This is a genomic window from Stenotrophomonas pictorum JCM 9942 (assembly GCF_001431585.1).
Lineage (GTDB): Bacteria > Pseudomonadota > Gammaproteobacteria > Xanthomonadales > Xanthomonadaceae > Stenotrophomonas > Stenotrophomonas pictorum.
The window spans coordinates 90,809-106,374 of sequence record NZ_LLXS01000004.1 but is presented as its reverse complement, the minus strand read 5'-3'; the positions used below and the strand labels follow the sequence as shown (position 1 = coordinate 106,374).

Sequence of the window (15,566 nt, the reverse complement as noted above, 5' to 3'; positions counted from 1 at the left end):
GCGGTTTTGCGCCTGTGTTCCAGCCAGCAGGATGTCTGCAACCCGGCGCCGGGTCACAATACCCGGATGCAAACTGCTGTCGCGGCGGCCGATACCGCCAGGATTCCCCTGTTGCTGCTGCCGGGCCTGTTGAACGACGCCACTCTCTGGCGTGCGCAGCTTGCGGCGTTGGCCGATATCGCCGATTGCCAGGTGGGTGATCTCACCCGGCATGACACTCTGCAGGCCACCACCGAGGCGGTGCTGGCTCACGCGCCGCCGCGGTTCGCCCTGGCCGGATTCTCGCTTGGTGGCTACATCGCCCAGCACATCCTGCGTATCGCGCCGGAGCGCGTGTTGCGGCTGGCACTGCTGGATACTTCCTGCCGACCCGATTCGCCCGAACGCGCCGCGCAACGGCTGGCGCAGCAGCACAGCGCGCGCCTGCCCGGCATATTCCACGGGTTTGGCGACAAGCTCATGCGCAGCTATATCGACGCCTCGCGACTGCAGGATCACGCCCTGGTCGACAGCGTGCGGGCGATGACCACGCGCCTGGGCGCGGAGGTGTTCGTGCGGCAGAGCCGGATCGAACGGGTGGACGGCAGCCAGGTGCTGCGGCAGTGGCGCGGGCCGGCGCTGGTGCTGTGTGGCCAGAACGATGCGATCACACCGCTGCCGGTCAGTCGCCAGATTGCCGCGTTGATGCCGCAGGCCACTCTGGTGGTCATCGCCCACTGTGGCCATCTGGCCCCTCTGGAGAAACCGCAGCAGGTGACGGCAGCGATGCGGGAATGGCTGAGCGCGCCGGGCTGAACCCGGCCGGTCGGGCAGGCATCTGCGTCCGGCCCGCCGGTTGCGCGTTTGCCGCTCTCAGCCGCCGCTGGGGAATTCGGCGCTGGCCGCATCCAGCTGTGTGATCTGCGCTGCGGTCAGTGCCAGCTTCGCGGCGGCCAGCACCTCATGCAGCTGCGCCACGCCGGTGGCACTGACAATCGGTGCGCTGATGCCCGGACGCGCGATCAACCACGCCAGCGCCACCTGCGCCGGGGTCGCCTTGTGGCTCGCGGCCACGTCATCCAGTGCGGCCAAGATGCGCAGGCCACGCGGGTTGAGATAACGCTCCACCACTTTGGCCCCACGCGCGCTGCTCTGGCTCGCGTCGCCGGCGGTGCGGTACTTGCCACTGAGAAAGCCGCTGGCCAGTGCGTAGTAGCTGATCACGCCCAGCCCGTGCTCGCGGACCAGCGGTTCCAGCGCGGTCTCATACCCGCTGCGGTCGTAGAGGTTGTATTCCGGCTGCAGGGTCTCGTAGCGCGGCAGGTGGTAGTCGGCGGAGACCTGCAGGGCCTCGCGCAGGCGCGCGGCGCTGTAGTTGGACGCACCGATCGCGCGTACTTTGCCCTGCTCGATCAGGCGGGCGAACGCCCCGAGGGTTTCCTCCAGCGGCACCGATTCATCATCCTCATGGGCCTGGTACAGGTCGATGGTGTCGATCTGCAGGCGGCGCAAGGAATCCTCGACGGCCTGATTGATGTTGTCCGCCGACAGGCCCGGCCGTTCGGCCCATTTGGCGACCTTGGTGGCGATCAGCACGTTCTGGCGCTTGCCGCTGCGCTTGAGCCAGCGGCCGATGATCGTCTCCGATTCGCCCCCCCGGTTGCCGGGTACCCACGCCGGGTACACATCGGCGGTGTCGACCAGGTTGAAGCCGGCCTCGACAAAGGCATCGAGCAGGGCGAAGGATGTTTTCTCATCGGCACTCCAGCCGAAGACATTGCCGCCGAAGGCGATCGGGGCGACGTGCAGGCCGGAGCGACCAAGTTCGCGTAACTGGGGCATGCGTACCTCCTTGGGTCCAGTGCCGCAGCATAGACGCACGGCGTTCACGTTCCGTTGGAACGCCTTGGAGGGGCCTTCCGGCAGGCACGCGCACACGACGTGCATGCGGGATATCCAACGTCCTCATCACCGCTGTGACGCGTGCTAGGCTCGCGGCCATCCATCCACATGAACAATCGGAGTCCGCGATGAGCAAGTCCGTACCGCTGCTGAGTGCCTGTCTGTTGGGAATGAGTGTGTTGCTCGCGGGCGCACCGGCTGTTGCCACGCAGGCCGCGGCCAGCACTGCCGACCTCCAGGTTGCACCGCAGTTGCAGGCGGCGGTGGCCGGCAGCTGGCGCACCCCGGCCAATGTCGTTCGCGATGCGCATCGCCACCCGGCGCAGACGCTGTCGTTCTTCGGCCTGCAGCCGACACAGACGGTGGTGGAGATCACGCCCGGCGGCGGCTGGTATGCGGAGATCCTGGCGCCCTATCTGCGTGAGAATGGCCAGTACGTGGCGGCGGTGGTGGATCCACAGGCGTTGCCGGCCGGTGGCGGGCGTGACTACCAGCAGCGTTCGCGCGATGGCCTGACGAAGAAGTTCGCCGGGTCGCCGGCGCAGTTCGACCGCGCCGCGGTAATCGCCTTCGATCCGGCCGCGCCGGTGCTGGGCAAGCCCGCGTCGGCCGATGTGGTGTTGACCTTCCGCAACGTCCACAACTGGCGCTCCAACGATCAGGCCGATGGCATGTTCCGCGCGTTTTTCCAGGTGCTCAAGCCCGGTGGCACGCTGGGCGTGGTGGAGCACCGCGCCAAGAGCGATGTGCCGGCCGATGACAAATCCGGCTATGTCGGCCAGGCGCAGGTGATCGCGATGGCCGAGGCGGCCGGCTTCAAGCTCGATGGCAGCAGCGAGATCAACACCAATCCGCGTGACACGAAGGATTATCCCAAGGGCGTGTGGACGCTGCCGCCCTCCAACAGCCACGATGCCGCCGATGCGGCCAGGTACAAGGCCATCGGCGAGAGCGACCGGATGACGCTGCGTTTCGTCAAGCCCGCGCACTGATCGCACGTCTGCGTTGCGGGGATGGGAAAATGATCCCTGTCGTTTTCCCGTCCCTGCCACTTCCATGCTGATCGCGTTCAACAAGCCCTTCAATGTCCTGTGCCAGTTCACCGATCGCAGCCAGCCGCCGCGGGCGACGCTGGCCGGTTTCGGCTTGCCGCCGCAGGTGTATGCCGCCGGGCGGCTGGACTACGACAGTGAAGGACTGCTGCTGCTGACCGACAACGGCACGCTCGCGCACCGGCTGACCGACCCGCGCCATAAACAACCCAAGACCTATTGGGTGCAGGTGGAAGGTGTGCCCACCGAAGAGAAACTGCAGGCACTGCGCAGCGGTGTGCAGCTCAACGATGGCCCGACACTGCCGGCGGTGGTTCAGCTTCTGCCAACGCCGCCGGTGCTGTGGCCCCGCGATCCGCCGGTACGTTTCCGCAAGACCGTTCCCGATGCGTGGCTGGCAATCACTCTCCGCGAAGGGCGCAACCGTCAGGTGCGGCGCATGACCGCGGCGGTGAACCTGCCGACACTGCGGCTGGTACGTGCGTCGATGGGGCCGTATGCGCTGGAAGATCTGCAACCGGGCCAGTGGCGCCGGCTGGATTGAGGCCGCGCAACCCGGATGCCGTGAGCGGGTCAGGTGTGCTGCGATTACCGGGGATGTCGCGGATGTGACGGTGCAGAACGGGGGTGGGCCGCTGCGGTTGTGCGGCTACCTCCGGCGCTGCGGGGCAATGCCGGAGGTGCAAGGCCGGTATCAGGCGTCGCTGCCGATATCGCTGGTTTCCTCCACCACGCTGGCCGCATGGCGCCGGCGCTGGGCGATCTCGCGGGACCTGGCATCGATGGCGGCGTTGTCGCGCTTGTTCTTTCGGTACAGCGCGTAGCCGAGCAGGCCCAGTCCCACGGCGGCCACGGCAATGGTGGCGGTCGGGTTGCGCTTTGCGACCTTGGTCACCGCGCGGCCGCCGGTCTTCATCGCACCGATGGCGGCACCGGCCTTGAGCCATTCGGCGGCATTGGAACCGCCGCTCTTGAGGTTGTCGCCGGCATGGCCGACAAGCTCCATGGCGCGCTCCAGGGCCGGTCCGGTGATATCGCTGAACTTGCTCATGTGGGGTGTCCTTTGAGTCACGGGGCAGACGCCGAGTGTCGACGTCCGGGCGTGTAGAGAATGTTAGCCGCAATGAATGCAGCGTGGTTGCAGGTGCGATCCATGCGCCGCACACCCAGGATGGTGTTGCGTGCAGCGGCCGTTTTCAGGCGATCCCCGTACGCGGTGAGGCATCCGCGGAGCGTTGGGTCATGCCGCACCGGGCTCCGGATCGTGAGTTGACCGGTGTCGCGGCCGCGCGCCGCATCACGCATGGTTTGGCACTGCGGCCTTGCCTGACCGCCGCTACCGGACCTGTCACGTCCCGCGGGGCTTTGCGCGATGCGTGGCCGAGGCGGTCCACGGATCATCGGGCCACGGATGCCGTGGATAGCGTCCTTTCATTTCCTTTTTCACTTCGGCATAGGTGTTCTGCCAGAAATTCCTCAGGTCGCCGGTCACCTGCAGCGGCTTGCCCCCGGGCGAGAGCAGGTGCAGCAGCAACGGCACCCGGCCATCGGCGATGCGCGGGGTGTCGGCCAGGCCGAACAGTTCCTGCAGTTTCACCGCCAACACCGGCGGTCGTGGGGTAAGGCCGTCATCGTCCATCGCGTAGTCGATGCGCCGTTCCATGCCCGACGGCACGCTGATCCGCACCGGTGCATACCGGTCCAGCAGTTGCCGTTGCGACCACGGCAGCGGTGACTTCAGCGCTTCGCCCAGTTCTTCCTCGCCCAGCGCGTCGAGCCGGCTCTTGCCGGCGAAGGCCGGTTTGAGCCAGTCATCGAGCGTGGCCAGCAGGGCCGTGTCGGACAGATCGGGCAGCGCCAGCTCGGGCATCCAGTGGCGCAACGCCAGCATGCGCCAGCGCCATTGCCGCAGGCCCTCGGTCCACGGCAGCGCCTCCAGTCCCAGTTCGCGCACCGCATCGGTCAGCGCCTGCGCGGCGTGGGCCGGATCGACACGGCCGGCCGCGCGGCTGTCGAGCACGATCCGGTCAAAGCGCGATTCGCGGCGCGCGCTCAGGGCGCGTTTGTCGGCGTCCCAGCGCACCACCTCCTGCTGTACGAAGCGGTCGGGGAAATCGGCGCGCAGGCGCGCCTCATCCACCGGCGCGGCGCGCAGCAGCAAGGCATCCTTGGCTTCATGGCGCAGCTCGCTGGCGACCAGCCACGGCTCGCCGCGCAGGTCGCTGGTATCGAACAGGCGCGCGCTGCGGCCGTTGGCCAACAGGTAGCGCTGCGGATCATTCGGGTGCTGGACGGCGATGCGATCGGGAAAGGCGTGGGCGAGCAGATCACCCAGTTCATGGGCCTCGACGCTGGCAGGCGGGGCGGCGTCGCAGCGCAGGCGGCGGCGCCACTGCCTGGCGGCGGCGTCGATTGCGGTCAGCGCGCCACGGTTGGCATCGGCCGGCATCCGTCCGCCGCGCAGCGCGGCCAGGGCGCGCCAGCGTGCGGCCAGCGCATCGCCGCCCTGGCGCAGCGGGTCACGCGCTTCGATCAGCGCAGCCAGGTCTGCGGCCAGCGCCTGTTCGCGGTCGCCCTGGGCGGCCAGCAACATCGCCGCCAGCCGCGGGTGGGTACCCAGCGCCAGCATGCGGCGGCCGCTGACGGTGATCGAGCCGCTGTCGCCGAGTGCGCCCAGCCGTTGCAGCAACTCGCGCGCGGCCGCCATTGCGCCGGCCGGCGGGGTGTCGACGAAGCGCAGCGCGTCGCTGCCCCAGGCCGCCAGTTCCAGCGCCAGCGCGGCCAGTTCCACCTGCGCGATTTCCGGCCGGCGTTGCGCCTCCAGCCGTTGCGATTGCGGCCACAGCCGGTAGGCCCAGCCCTCGGCCACGCGCCCGGCACGTCCGGCGCGCTGGTCGGCCGAGGCCTGCGAGATGGCCACGATATCCAGCCGCGAGAAACCGCTGTTGGGATCGTAGCGTGGCTCACGGGCCAGTCCGGCATCGATCACCACCCGCACGCCGGGCAGGGTGACCGAGGATTCGGCGACATTGGTGGCCAGCACCACCCGCCGCTGGCCGTCCGGGTCCGGTTGCAGCACGCGCGTCTGCTGCTCCACCGGCAGCTCGCCATGCAGCGGTAGCACGGCAGCCGTGGCATCCAGCGTGCCAGCCAGGGCGGCCTGCACCTTGCCGATCTCGCGCTGGCCGGGCAGGAACACCAGCACGTCGCCGGGGTGCTGCCTCAGCGCCTGTTCCACCGCGCGGCGGGTCTGCGCTTCCAGCGCCTCGTCGCGGCGGGCCGGAAAATGGCTCACCACCACCGGGAAACTGCGGCCCTCGCTGGACAGGCGTGGCGCCTCCAGAAAACCGGCCAGCCGTTCACCGTCGAGCGTGGCCGACATCAGCACGATGCGCAGGTCCTCGCGCAGCTGCGATTGCACGTCCAGCGCCAGCGCCAGGCCCAGATCGGCCGCCAGGTGGCGCTCGTGGAATTCATCGAACAGCAGGGCGCCGACGCCTTCCAGCAGCGGGTCGTCCTGCAGCATCCGGGTCAGGATGCCTTCGGTGACAACCTCGATCCGCGTGCGCGCGGAAATCTTGTTCTCGAAGCGGATGCGATAGCCGACGGTGTCGCCGACCGGCTCACCGAGCTGGCGGGCCATGAAGGTGGCGGCGCTGCGGGCGGCCACGCGGCGCGGTTCGAGCATGATGATCCTGCGCCCTTCCAGCCACGGCGCATCCCTTAGTGCCAGTGGCACCTGGGTGGTCTTGCCGGCGCCGGGCGGGGCTTCAAGCACCAGTCGCGCATGCGCGGTGAGCTGCGCGCGGATCTGCGGCAGCAGCGGAGAAATCGGGAAATCTGTGGTGCTCATAGGCGCGCAAGAATACGCGCTGGTGCGCCGCGTTGCCGCTGCTCAGCTGGTCGGGGTGGGGCTTGCCGGTGGGCAGGTGGTGAATACCTTGTCCGGATCGAGCAGGGCCGCGGCCTCGCTTTCCGGTACCAGTGTGCCCTGCTCGGCATCGCCCAGGATGGCAAACACCTGCGCGTGGAGGGTGGGATCGAGAATGCGGAACGCGCCGTCCTGTTCCAGCTGGCGGACCAGGCGGTTGTTGGCGTCGAAGGCCAGCGCCCCGACCAGCGGCACCCCCCGGTTCGGCGTGAGCAGGCGGCCCCCGCCGAACCGGCGGTGGATGAAGCGCTGCATCTGCACGCCGCTGATCAACGCATTGGCGGAAAAGCGTGCGACGCCTGGCAGGTCGTACTCCGGGGTGGCGTAGGGCAGGCAGGCCAGGGAGCGCCGCAGCGCAGCCTCGGCGCGCTGCTGGGTGGCTTCGTCCGGCTCCCAGTCCGCGCGGTGCGCGGTCAGATAGTCCTTCAGTGCCGGTGCCACCGTCAGCTCGAACAACCGGTCGACCGCCGGCGTGTCGCCGGCAAGCTGCGAGCGCAGGATCGGCGTTTCACCGCGGTAGGCGACCACCTCGTCGGCGGAGGCCACGGGTGCAGCAAGCAACAATGCCAACAACACGAGGGCAGCGCTTCGCATCGACGATCTCCTGGGAACGTGCGGGCGAATCTAGCATGGCCCGGTGGCCCGCCCCGGCGGGGGGCGGCCGGGGCGGTAGAATGGCCGCCCCCTGGATGTTCAACGCACCATGCAACTGATCGATATCGGCGCCAATCTCACCCACGACTCCTTCGATCGCGACCGCGATGCGGTGCTGGCGCGGGCGCGCGAGGCCGGGGTGGTGCAGATGGTAATCACCGGCGCCAGCCGCGAGCATTCGCCGATGGCGCTGGAACTGGCGCAGCAGCATCCCGGGATCCTGTTCGCCACCGCCGGTGTGCATCCGCACCACGCGCTGGAATACACCGACGAATGCGATGCCGAGATGCGCGCGCTGCATGCCCATCCGGAAGTGGTGGCGGTGGGCGAGTGTGGACTGGATTACAACCGCGATTTCTCGCCGCGTCCGGCGCAGCGCAACGCCTTCGAACGACAGCTGCAGCTGGCCAGCGAGAATCACAAACCGCTGTTCCTGCACCAGCGCGATGCGCATGCCGATTTCATGGCGATGATGAAGAACTTCGACGGCCGGCTTGGCCCGGCCGTGGTGCATTGCTTTACCGGCGAGCGCCAGGAACTGTTCGACTATCTGGACCAGGACTGGTACATCGGCATCACCGGCTGGCTGTGCGACGAACGCCGTGGCGCGCATCTGCGCGAGCTGGTCAAACATATTCCGGCGCAGCGGTTGATGATCGAAACCGATGCGCCGTACCTGCTGCCACGCACCCTCAAGCCGATGCCCAAGGACCGGCGCAACGAGCCGATGTTCCTGTCGCATATCGTGGAGGAGCTGGCGCTTGATCGCGGCGAGGACGTCGCGCTGACCGCCGCCAACGCTACCGCGGCCACCCGCGCGTTTTTCGGCCTGCCGGACGCCGGCTAGGGCGCCTCACCGGCCGGACCGCTGCGGCCATCGCCCGCTTCCCAGGCGTCCCTCAAGCCTTCACGGTAGCTGCGGAAGCGCGGCTGCCACTGCAGCGCCCGGCGCGTACCGCGGCTGTCGATGCGTTTGTTGCTGGCATGGAAGCGGCGCAGCATCGGCTCGAGCGCGGCATCGTCCCAGGCCAGCGCCGGCGGCATCGCGAAGCCGCCGAGCTGCGCGGCATACGCCAGCACGTCCTGCGGTGGTGCCGGTTCGTCGTCGGCCGGCAGGTACAGCGCGTCGCGGACCGGCCGGCACATCGCCGCGGCTACGGCCTCGGCCAGGTCCTCGACGTGCAGCCGGTTGAACACCAGCCCGGGCCGCACGATGTGGCGCGCGCGGCCCTGCGCCAGCCGTACCAGCGCGTTGCGGCCGCGGCCGTACAGGCCCGGCAGGCGGAACGCGGCCGAGGCGATGCCGCGTTCGGCGGCCAGCGTGCGCCACTGCGCTTCGGCCAGAAGCCGGCGCAGTGCGACGGCATCACCGGCATCGGCCTCGGCGTGTTCGTCGACCCAGCCGCTGCCGCGATCGCCATATACGCCGGTCGAGGACAGGTAGCCGATCCAGCGCAGCGCCGGGCTGGCCTGCAGGGCGGGAGCGAGCAGGCGCAGCGCGGGGTCGCCGTCGGCATCGGGCGGCACGCTGCACAGCACCGCGTCGGCTTGGGCGATGGCGTCCAGCAGCGCCATGTCGGGGGCGTGGTCCGGATGCAGGCGATGGCGCACGAGGCCGTCGCCGGGCGCGGCTGCCGGATCGCGCACGCTGCCCGCCACTGCCACGCCCAGCGAGCGCAGATGCAGCGCCACTGCGCGGCCGGCGAAGCCCAGTCCCAGGATCAGCACCCGCCGTGGCAGCATTCCGGCGGCGGTCATGCGCCGCGGTGTGCTTCGTAGGCCTGCAGGTGGCAGTAGGCGGCCTGCAGCAGGGGCGCCGACTGTTCCTGCGCAAGCGCGCGGCCCAGCATGTCGCCGACGATATGCGCCGCTTCCACGCGTTGCCCGGCTTCCAGATCACGCAGCATCGAGGCTTTGATCGGCGAACCTGCCCTGGTCAGCGCGGACAGGGCGATGTCCTGCGCTTTCTGCGGGATCGCCTGGCCGGTGGCGGCGGCCACTGCCAGGCATTCGCCATACAGCGCCTGCATGAACGCGGTGCCATGGTCACTGGCGACGATGCTGCCGACATCGGCACGCATCAGGCAGGTACCGGCGGCCAGCGCGGTCAGGAAGGTGTACTTGATCCACTGCTCCCGGGCGATATCGGCCGAGGCGACATGGTCGATACCGGCCTCCTCGCAGGCCGTGACCAGGGCGGCCACGCGCGTGCTGTCAGCCCCGCCATCGCGCTCGCCGAAGGTCAGCTTGGCCGGCGTGTCCAGATGCAGCACCGCGCCGTCGGCGGCCTTGGTCGCGCTGATGAAGCACAGTCCGCCCAGCACCCGCTCGCGTCCGAAACGTGCATCCAGCGCGGCGTAGTGGTGCAGGCCGTTGAGGATCGGCAGCACGCTGGTGTGTGCGCCGACCGCCGGCGCGATCGCCTCAATCGCGCTGTCCAGGTCGTAGGCCTTGCAGCTGAGGATCACCAGATCGAACGGACGCTCCTGCACGCCGTGCGGTAGCGCATCGGCGGTGACGTGGGCGACCGGGAAAGTGGCATCGCCCAGCGGGCTGCGGATCACCAGGCCATCGCGCTCCAGCTGCGCGGCGCGGCCCGCCCGTACCAGGAAGGTGACATCAAGACCGGCCTGGGCCAGACGTCCGCCAAAGTAGCCGCCGGTACCACCGGCGCCGAGAATCAGGATGCGCATCAGATCGTAAGTCCATCAGCAAGGGGAGGCGGCCATCATAGGAGTGTGCGCGGCGGTCTCAGGTAAAAAGAAGGCGCCTTGCGGCGCCCCCGGGTTCAGCTGCGCAGGCCGACGCCGCGCTTGAGCAGCCACAGTGCCAGCGCGCCGAGCGCGGCGACGAAGCCAAGCATCAGCGCATACGACACCCACAGCGGTACGTCGCTGCTGCCGAGCAGGCCGTAGCGGAAGGCGTTGACCATGTAGAAGATCGGGTTGGCATGGGTCAGCGTCTGCGCCCAGCCCGGCAGCAGGGTGATCGAATAGAACACGCCGCCCAGGTAGGTCAGCGGGGTCAGGATGAAGGTCGGCACGATCGCCACGTCGTCGAACTTCTTGGCATAGACCGCGTTGATGAAGCCGGCCAGCGAGAAGATCGTCGCGCCCAGCAGCACCGTGCTAAGCGTCACCAGCGGATGCGGGATGCGCACCGGGGTGAAGAACATCGCGATCAGCAGCACGATCACGCCCACGGCCATGCCGCGCGCCACTGCACCGGCCACATAGCCGCCGAGGATCACCCAGTTCGGCATCGGGCTGACCAGCAGCTCCTCGATATGGCGGCCGAACTTGGCGCCGAAGAACGAGGAGGAGATGTTGCCGTAGCTGTTCTGGATCACGCTCATCATCACCAGACCCGGCACGATGAACTGCATGTAGCTGTAGCCGCCCATGTCGCCGATTTTCGAGCCGATCAGGCCACCGAAGATCAGGAAGTACAGGGTCATGGTGATCGCCGGCGGCACCAGGGTCTGGCCCCAGATGCGCAGGATGCGGTTGATCTCGCGGCGCACGATGGTGCCCAGTGCCACGCAGTTGCGCGCGCCGGTGGTGGCGGTTTCGGTGTTGGCGGCGGGGGTCATGCGGGGGTCTCCAGGTTGCCGGTCATGCGCACGAACAGCTCTTCCAGGCGGTTGCTCTTGGTGCGCATCGAGCGCACGCGGATGCCGGCGCTGTTGAGCGCGGCGAACACGCGGTTGAGGTCCATCGCGCGCGGCATGTCCATGTCCAGGGTGTGTGCATCGGTGGCGACCAGCGTGGCGCCTTCGATCTGCGGCAGCTGCGCGGGCAGCTCACCGTCGATGTCGAAGATGAAACCTTCCACGTCGAGTTTGGCCAGCAGGTCGCGCATCGGCCCCTGCTCGACGATCCGGCCGTGGTTGATGATGGCCAGGTTGCGGCACAGCTGCTCGGCTTCTTCCAGGTAATGGGTGGTCAGGATGATGGTGGTGCCGGCGGCATTGATCTCCTGCAGCGTCTTCCACATGTCCCGGCGGATCTCGATATCCACCCCGGCGGTGGGTTCGTCCAGGATCAGCAGGCGCGGGCGGGTCATCATCGCGCGGGCGATCATCAGCCGCCGTTTCATGCCGCCGGACAGCGTGCGGCTCATCATCTGCGCCTTGTTCCACAGGTGGGCGCGCCTGAGCTCCTCTTCGGCGCGCACCTCCGCCTCGGCACGTGGAATGCCGTAGAAGCCGGCGTAGTTGACCAGGATGTCGAAGGGCTTCTCGAACAGGTTGAAGTTGATTTCCTGCGGCACCAGCCCGAGCAGGCGCATCGTCGCGCTGCGATTGCTGACCAGATCGGTGCCGAACACCTCCACCTGGCCTTCGCTGAGGTTCACCAGCGAGGAGACGATGCCGATCAAGGTCGACTTGCCGGCGCCGTTGGGGCCGAGCAGGGCGAAGAAATCACCGGGCGCCACTTCCAGCGACACGCCCTTGAGCGCGTGCACGCCGTTGTCGTAGGTCTTGCGGAGGTCGGTCACGCGCAACGCGGGCGCGACGGGGGAGGTTCGGGGGTCCAAGCTTCGGCCTTTGCGCCCGGGTAAAGGCGCCGGATAAGAGCAAGCCGGTATTATAGAAGCCCCTGCGGCGTCAGCCCGGCTACACACTGTTCCCTCCCCGTGCCTGTCCAATTCCCCCTCAAGCTGGTCGGCCGGCGCATGCTCGCGCCGACGGTCGGTCATTACCAGTTCGTCCGCGATGACGGTCAGCCGCTGGATTTCTCGCCCGGCCAGTTCATCCAGATCCATTTCGCCTATGCCGACGGCACCGCCACCAAGCGCAGCTATTCGCTGGCGACCATCCATGACCATGCGATGGGCCCGGGCGAGGCGGTGGAGATCGCAGTCAGCTTCGTGCCCGGCGGCGCGGCCACCGCGCTGTTCGAAGGGCTGGAGATCGGCGGGCATCTCAGTGCCAGCGGTCCGTTCGGGCGCTTCTGCCTGCAGCCGGGCGACCACAATGCCCGCTATGTGCTGATTGCCACCGGCACCGGCGTCACGCCCTACCGCTCGATGCTGCCGCAGCTGCGCCAGGCCATCGTCGAACGCGGCGTGGAAGTGGTGCTGCTGCAAGGCGCCCGCACCCCGGCCGAGCTGCTGTACAGCGAGGATTTCAGCGCCTTCGCCGAGGCCACGCCGGGCTTCCGCTATATGCCGTGCCTGTCGCGCGAGCTGCCGGTCGAGCCGCACCCGGACGTGCGTCGCGGCTATGTGCAGCAGCAACTGGCGGAAGTCGCGCCGGATCCGGCGCGTGATATCGCCTACCTGTGCGGCAACCCGGACATGGTCGATGCCTGCGCCGAGGCGTTGAAGGCCGCCGGTCTGGGCAATCCGCAGATCCGCCGCGAGAAGTACGTCAGCAGCAAGTAAGCCGGCCCGGCTGCGGGCAGCGGCGCCACGCGGAATCGCGCCGGCACGGTTCCACCTGTAAAGACTCCTTGACAGCGGGGCGGTGCCGCCCCTATCGTCTGTCAAGCGTCCTTTACAGGGTGGTTGATATGCAGTCCCGTAGGCATTCCCGCACCGCTGTTGTGAACACCGCCCGCGCCTTGGCCGCGCGCCTCCCCTTGCCGGGGCTTGGCGGGGGGGCGCCCGCTGTTGCGATTTTCCGCCTGCGCTGCCGGACGCTGCGCTGATGGCCCTGACCGCCACGCGCTGGCTGCTGCTTGCCGCGGTCATGGCCGCGCTCGCCAGTGGCGCGCTCCTCAAAGGCATGCCGCACGCTCCCGGTCCGATGCTCGCCGGCATTTTCGCCGGCCTGGCCATCGGCCTGCTGTTTGCCGTAGTGCTGCGCCGGCTGCTTCCCGATGCCTGCGACACCGCACCGCCGGTGCTGCGCAAGCGCTATACCCGCGAAATGATGGTCGCCCTGGGCGGCTACGTGGTGCTGCTGTTCAGCTCGATCGGGCTGCTCAAACACGTGGACAGCATTGGCCTGCGGGCGCTGGTCGCGCTGTTGCCGGTGCCGCCGATCGCGCTGATGCTGCGTGCGATGATCCGCTACATCCGCGATGCCGACGAGCTGCAGCAGCGTATCGAACTGCAGGCGGTCAGTTTCGCCACCGCGCTGGTCTCGCTGCTGTATCTGGGCGGCGGCCTGCTGCAGGTGGCGCGGGTGGTGGATGTGCCGGCCGGTGCGGCGATGATCTGGGTGTTCCCGCTGCTGTGCCTGGGCTATGGCCTGGTCAAGGCCGTGGTCGCCCGACGCTACCGCTGAAGCACCGGTATGGACAACCGCCTGCGCGAACTGCGTGATGCCTGCGGCTGGTCGCAAGGCGAGCTGGCCGAACGGCTGGCCGTTTCCCGGCAGACGGTCAATGCGCTGGAGACCGGCAAGTACGATCCCAGCCTGCCGCTGGCCTTCCGCATCGCACGACTGTTCGATCGCCGGATCGAGGAAATCTTCTTTCCCGACGTCACATAGCTGCCGCGACCGCGTCTGGATGCAGGCAGATCCGTTTGTTTCCTTCAACCGTGAGGGGCTGTTCCGATGATGTCCCGCAAGACCCAAACCATCCTCGCCCTGGCCGTCGTCGCCGGCCTTGTCGGTTACCGCATCACGCGGCCGGCGGCGGAGTCGCAAGCGCCGGCCACCGGCGAGCCGGCCGTGGCAACGGCAGCCACGCCGGCCAAGCCGCTGACCCTGGGCAGCCTGGAATTCACTCCCTGCAGCTTGAGCTCGCCGCTCAGCCGCAACAGCCTGGAAGCGCATTGCACCACCTTCCAGGTCCCCGAGGACCGGGCCAATCCGCAGGGGCGCAAGATCGCCCTGAACATCGCCTGGCTGGCACCGGAGAAGCAGACCGACCTGCAGCCGGATCCGGTGTTCTTCCTGGCCGGCGGTCCGGGCCAGGCGGCGGTGGCCACCTACCCGCAGGTGGATACGGCGTTTGCCGAGGTGCGCAAGCACCGCAACGTGATTCTGGTGGACCAGCGCGGCACCGGAAAATCCAATCTGCTGGCCTGTGATACGCCCGAAAGCGAGGACATCTCGCCTGCGGCGATGCAGGCCGAGGCGGGGAAATGTGCGGCCAAACTGGCGGGGAAAGCCGATCTGCGCTTCTACACCACCACCGATGCGGTGGCCGATCTGGACGCGGTGCGCGCGGCCATCGGCGCGGAGAAGATCAACCTGGTCGGCGTCAGCTATGGCACCCGCGTGGCCCAGCAGTACGCCATGCGCCATCCGCAGGCCACCCGCAGCATCGTGCTCGATTCGGTGGTACCCAATACCCAGCAGCTGGGCAACATCTTCGCGCGCAACCTGGATGATGCGCTGGCGCTGCAGTTCGCCCAGTGCACGCAGACACCCTCGTGCAAAGACAAGCTCGGTGACCCGCGTGCGGAACTGGATGCGCTGCTGGCCAGGCTGCGTGCGCAGCCGGTGACGGTGCGCTACCGCGACGCGAGCAGTGGCGAGGAGCGCGAGGACGTGCTGCGCGCCGAGACCGTGGCCGGTCTGGTGCGCATGTATGCCTACATGCCGGCGGCCGCGGCGCTGCTGCCCAAGCTGATCCATGAAGCCGGCGCCGGCCGCTATGAAAACCTGATGGCGCTGGCGCAGATGATGCAGGGCGACATGAAGGACAGCATGGCCATGGGCATGCAGCTGTCGGTGGTGTGCAGCGAGGACGGCGAGAGCATGGTCGCCAACCAGGCCGATGAAGGCACCGTGCTGGGCAACCAGATGCCGCAGGCCATGGCGGCGATGTGCGCGGCCTGGCCCAAGGGCGCCGCGCCGACGGACTTCCACCAGCCTCTGGCCGGCAACGTGCCGGCGCTGGTGCTGGAAGGCGAGTTCGATCCGGTCACGCCGCCGCGCTATGGCGAGGAGGTGGTCAAGACCCTGCCCAACGGCCGTCTCTTCGTGCTGCGCGGGCAAGGCCACAACGTCATCGGTGCCGGCTGCATGCCCAAGCTGTTCGCCCAGTTTGTTGAAAAGGCCGATGCCAAGGCGCTCGATGGCGCCTGCCTGGAGAAACTCGACTACGTGCCGCCGTTCACCAGCTTCAATGGCTGGGAACCGTGAC

16 protein-coding genes are annotated in these 15,566 nt (G+C 68.3%); 8 read left to right on the top strand and 8 right to left on the bottom strand.

Annotated features, from left to right (window positions below; all coding sequences use genetic code 11):
* The first annotated feature begins 66 nt into the window (after positions 1-66).
* A complete protein-coding gene (locus tag ARC78_RS01115) occupies positions 67-795 on the top strand; it encodes an alpha/beta fold hydrolase (RefSeq protein ID WP_057505545.1) in 729 nt (242 codons plus the stop codon).
* Positions 796-852: 57 nt separating this feature from the next.
* Here ARC78_RS01115 and ARC78_RS01110 read toward each other — a convergent pair whose 3' ends face one another.
* Positions 853-1,821, bottom strand: a complete 969-nt coding sequence (locus tag ARC78_RS01110) for an aldo/keto reductase (RefSeq protein ID WP_054659125.1) — start codon at positions 1,819-1,821, stop codon at positions 853-855.
* A 188-nt stretch (positions 1,822-2,009) separates the two neighbouring features.
* Between ARC78_RS01110 and ARC78_RS01105 the strand changes: the two genes are divergently transcribed.
* Positions 2,010-2,873, top strand: coding sequence for a class I SAM-dependent methyltransferase (locus ARC78_RS01105; RefSeq protein WP_057505544.1), 864 nt, complete (start codon positions 2,010-2,012; stop codon positions 2,871-2,873).
* 64 nt (positions 2,874-2,937) lie between these two features.
* On the top strand, positions 2,938-3,477 hold the full coding sequence (locus tag ARC78_RS01100; RefSeq protein WP_054659123.1) for a pseudouridine synthase: 540 nt from the start codon (positions 2,938-2,940) through the stop codon (positions 3,475-3,477).
* Between the two features lie 150 nt (positions 3,478-3,627).
* Here ARC78_RS01100 and ARC78_RS01095 read toward each other — a convergent pair whose 3' ends face one another.
* The 3 genes from ARC78_RS01095 to ARC78_RS01085 all read right to left on the bottom strand — a co-directional run bounded on the left by ARC78_RS01095 (position 3,628) and on the right by ARC78_RS01085 (position 7,458).
* Positions 3,628-3,984, bottom strand: coding sequence for a hypothetical protein (locus ARC78_RS01095; RefSeq protein WP_054659121.1), 357 nt, complete (start codon positions 3,982-3,984; stop codon positions 3,628-3,630).
* Between the two features lie 297 nt (positions 3,985-4,281).
* A complete protein-coding gene (hrpB, locus tag ARC78_RS01090) occupies positions 4,282-6,786 on the bottom strand; it encodes an ATP-dependent helicase HrpB (RefSeq protein ID WP_057505543.1) in 2,505 nt (834 codons plus the stop codon).
* A gap of 42 nt (positions 6,787-6,828) precedes the next feature.
* On the bottom strand, positions 6,829-7,458 hold the full coding sequence (locus ARC78_RS01085) for a hypothetical protein (RefSeq protein WP_054660509.1): 630 nt from the start codon (positions 7,456-7,458) through the stop codon (positions 6,829-6,831).
* Positions 7,459-7,567: 109 nt separating this feature from the next.
* Between ARC78_RS01085 and ARC78_RS01080 the strand changes: the two genes are divergently transcribed.
* Entirely contained in the window at positions 7,568-8,365 is a 798-nt protein-coding gene (locus tag ARC78_RS01080) for a TatD family hydrolase (protein ID WP_057505542.1), read from the top strand.
* Here the strand turns inward: ARC78_RS01080 and ARC78_RS01075 are convergent.
* The 4 genes from ARC78_RS01075 to ARC78_RS01060 all read right to left on the bottom strand — a co-directional run bounded on the left by ARC78_RS01075 (position 8,362) and on the right by ARC78_RS01060 (position 12,057).
* Entirely contained in the window at positions 8,362-9,276 is a 915-nt protein-coding gene (locus ARC78_RS01075) for a Rossmann-fold NAD(P)-binding domain-containing protein (protein ID WP_057505541.1), read from the bottom strand. The genes ARC78_RS01080 and ARC78_RS01075 overlap by 4 nt on opposite strands.
* Positions 9,273-10,211 (bottom strand): 2-dehydropantoate 2-reductase, encoded by a 939-nt coding sequence (gene panE / locus ARC78_RS01070; protein ID WP_057505540.1) that lies wholly within the window; start codon positions 10,209-10,211, stop codon positions 9,273-9,275. Before panE ends, ARC78_RS01075 begins: the two co-directional genes overlap by 4 nt.
* A gap of 95 nt (positions 10,212-10,306) precedes the next feature.
* Positions 10,307-11,110, bottom strand: a complete 804-nt coding sequence (locus ARC78_RS01065) for an ABC transporter permease (RefSeq protein WP_054659894.1) — start codon at positions 11,108-11,110, stop codon at positions 10,307-10,309.
* Positions 11,107-12,057 (bottom strand): ABC transporter ATP-binding protein, encoded by a 951-nt coding sequence (locus ARC78_RS01060; protein ID WP_054659892.1) that lies wholly within the window; start codon positions 12,055-12,057, stop codon positions 11,107-11,109. Before ARC78_RS01060 ends, ARC78_RS01065 begins: the two co-directional genes overlap by 4 nt.
* 138 nt (positions 12,058-12,195) lie before the next feature.
* On the opposite strand from ARC78_RS01060, the gene ARC78_RS01055 reads away from it, so the two are divergent.
* The 4 genes from ARC78_RS01055 (at position 12,196) to ARC78_RS01040 (ending at position 15,565) form a co-directional block, all read left to right on the top strand.
* Positions 12,196-12,906 (top strand): FAD-binding oxidoreductase, encoded by a 711-nt coding sequence (locus ARC78_RS01055; RefSeq protein WP_057505539.1) that lies wholly within the window; start codon positions 12,196-12,198, stop codon positions 12,904-12,906.
* 265 nt (positions 12,907-13,171) lie between these two features.
* Positions 13,172-13,753, top strand: a complete 582-nt coding sequence (locus ARC78_RS01050) for a hypothetical protein (protein ID WP_054660988.1) — start codon at positions 13,172-13,174, stop codon at positions 13,751-13,753.
* Between the two features lie 9 nt (positions 13,754-13,762).
* Positions 13,763-13,960 carry a helix-turn-helix transcriptional regulator gene (locus ARC78_RS01045; RefSeq protein ID WP_054660986.1) on the top strand — a complete coding sequence of 66 codons (198 nt, stop codon included), beginning with the start codon at positions 13,763-13,765 and terminating at the stop codon, positions 13,958-13,960.
* Positions 13,961-14,029: 69 nt separating this feature from the next.
* Positions 14,030-15,565 (top strand): alpha/beta hydrolase, encoded by a 1,536-nt coding sequence (locus ARC78_RS01040; protein ID WP_096144878.1) that lies wholly within the window; start codon positions 14,030-14,032, stop codon positions 15,563-15,565.
* Position 15,566 lies beyond the last annotated feature (1 nt).

Coding starts and splice junctions, on each gene's coding strand:
- panE (WP_057505540.1), bottom strand. CDS start 10,211: ATGCGCATCCTGATTCTCGGCGCCGGTGGTACCGGCGGCTACTTTGGC.
- ARC78_RS01100 (WP_054659123.1), top strand. CDS start 2,938: ATGCTGATCGCGTTCAACAAGCCCTTCAATGTCCTGTGCCAGTTCACC.
- ARC78_RS01110 (WP_054659125.1), bottom strand. CDS start 1,821: ATGCCCCAGTTACGCGAACTTGGTCGCTCCGGCCTGCACGTCGCCCCG.
- ARC78_RS01075 (WP_057505541.1), bottom strand. CDS start 9,276: ATGACCGCCGCCGGAATGCTGCCACGGCGGGTGCTGATCCTGGGACTG.
- ARC78_RS01080 (WP_057505542.1), top strand. CDS start 7,568: ATGCAACTGATCGATATCGGCGCCAATCTCACCCACGACTCCTTCGAT.
- ARC78_RS01085 (WP_054660509.1), bottom strand. CDS start 7,458: ATGCGAAGCGCTGCCCTCGTGTTGTTGGCATTGTTGCTTGCTGCACCC.
- ARC78_RS01045 (WP_054660986.1), top strand. CDS start 13,763: ATGGACAACCGCCTGCGCGAACTGCGTGATGCCTGCGGCTGGTCGCAA.
- ARC78_RS01065 (WP_054659894.1), bottom strand. CDS start 11,110: ATGACCCCCGCCGCCAACACCGAAACCGCCACCACCGGCGCGCGCAAC.
- hrpB (WP_057505543.1), bottom strand. CDS start 6,786: ATGAGCACCACAGATTTCCCGATTTCTCCGCTGCTGCCGCAGATCCGC.
- ARC78_RS01055 (WP_057505539.1), top strand. CDS start 12,196: ATGCTCGCGCCGACGGTCGGTCATTACCAGTTCGTCCGCGATGACGGT.
- ARC78_RS01095 (WP_054659121.1), bottom strand. CDS start 3,984: ATGAGCAAGTTCAGCGATATCACCGGACCGGCCCTGGAGCGCGCCATG.
- ARC78_RS01040 (WP_096144878.1), top strand. CDS start 14,030: ATGTCCCGCAAGACCCAAACCATCCTCGCCCTGGCCGTCGTCGCCGGC.
- ARC78_RS01105 (WP_057505544.1), top strand. CDS start 2,010: ATGAGCAAGTCCGTACCGCTGCTGAGTGCCTGTCTGTTGGGAATGAGT.
- ARC78_RS01115 (WP_057505545.1), top strand. CDS start 67: ATGCAAACTGCTGTCGCGGCGGCCGATACCGCCAGGATTCCCCTGTTG.
- ARC78_RS01050 (WP_054660988.1), top strand. CDS start 13,172: ATGGCCCTGACCGCCACGCGCTGGCTGCTGCTTGCCGCGGTCATGGCC.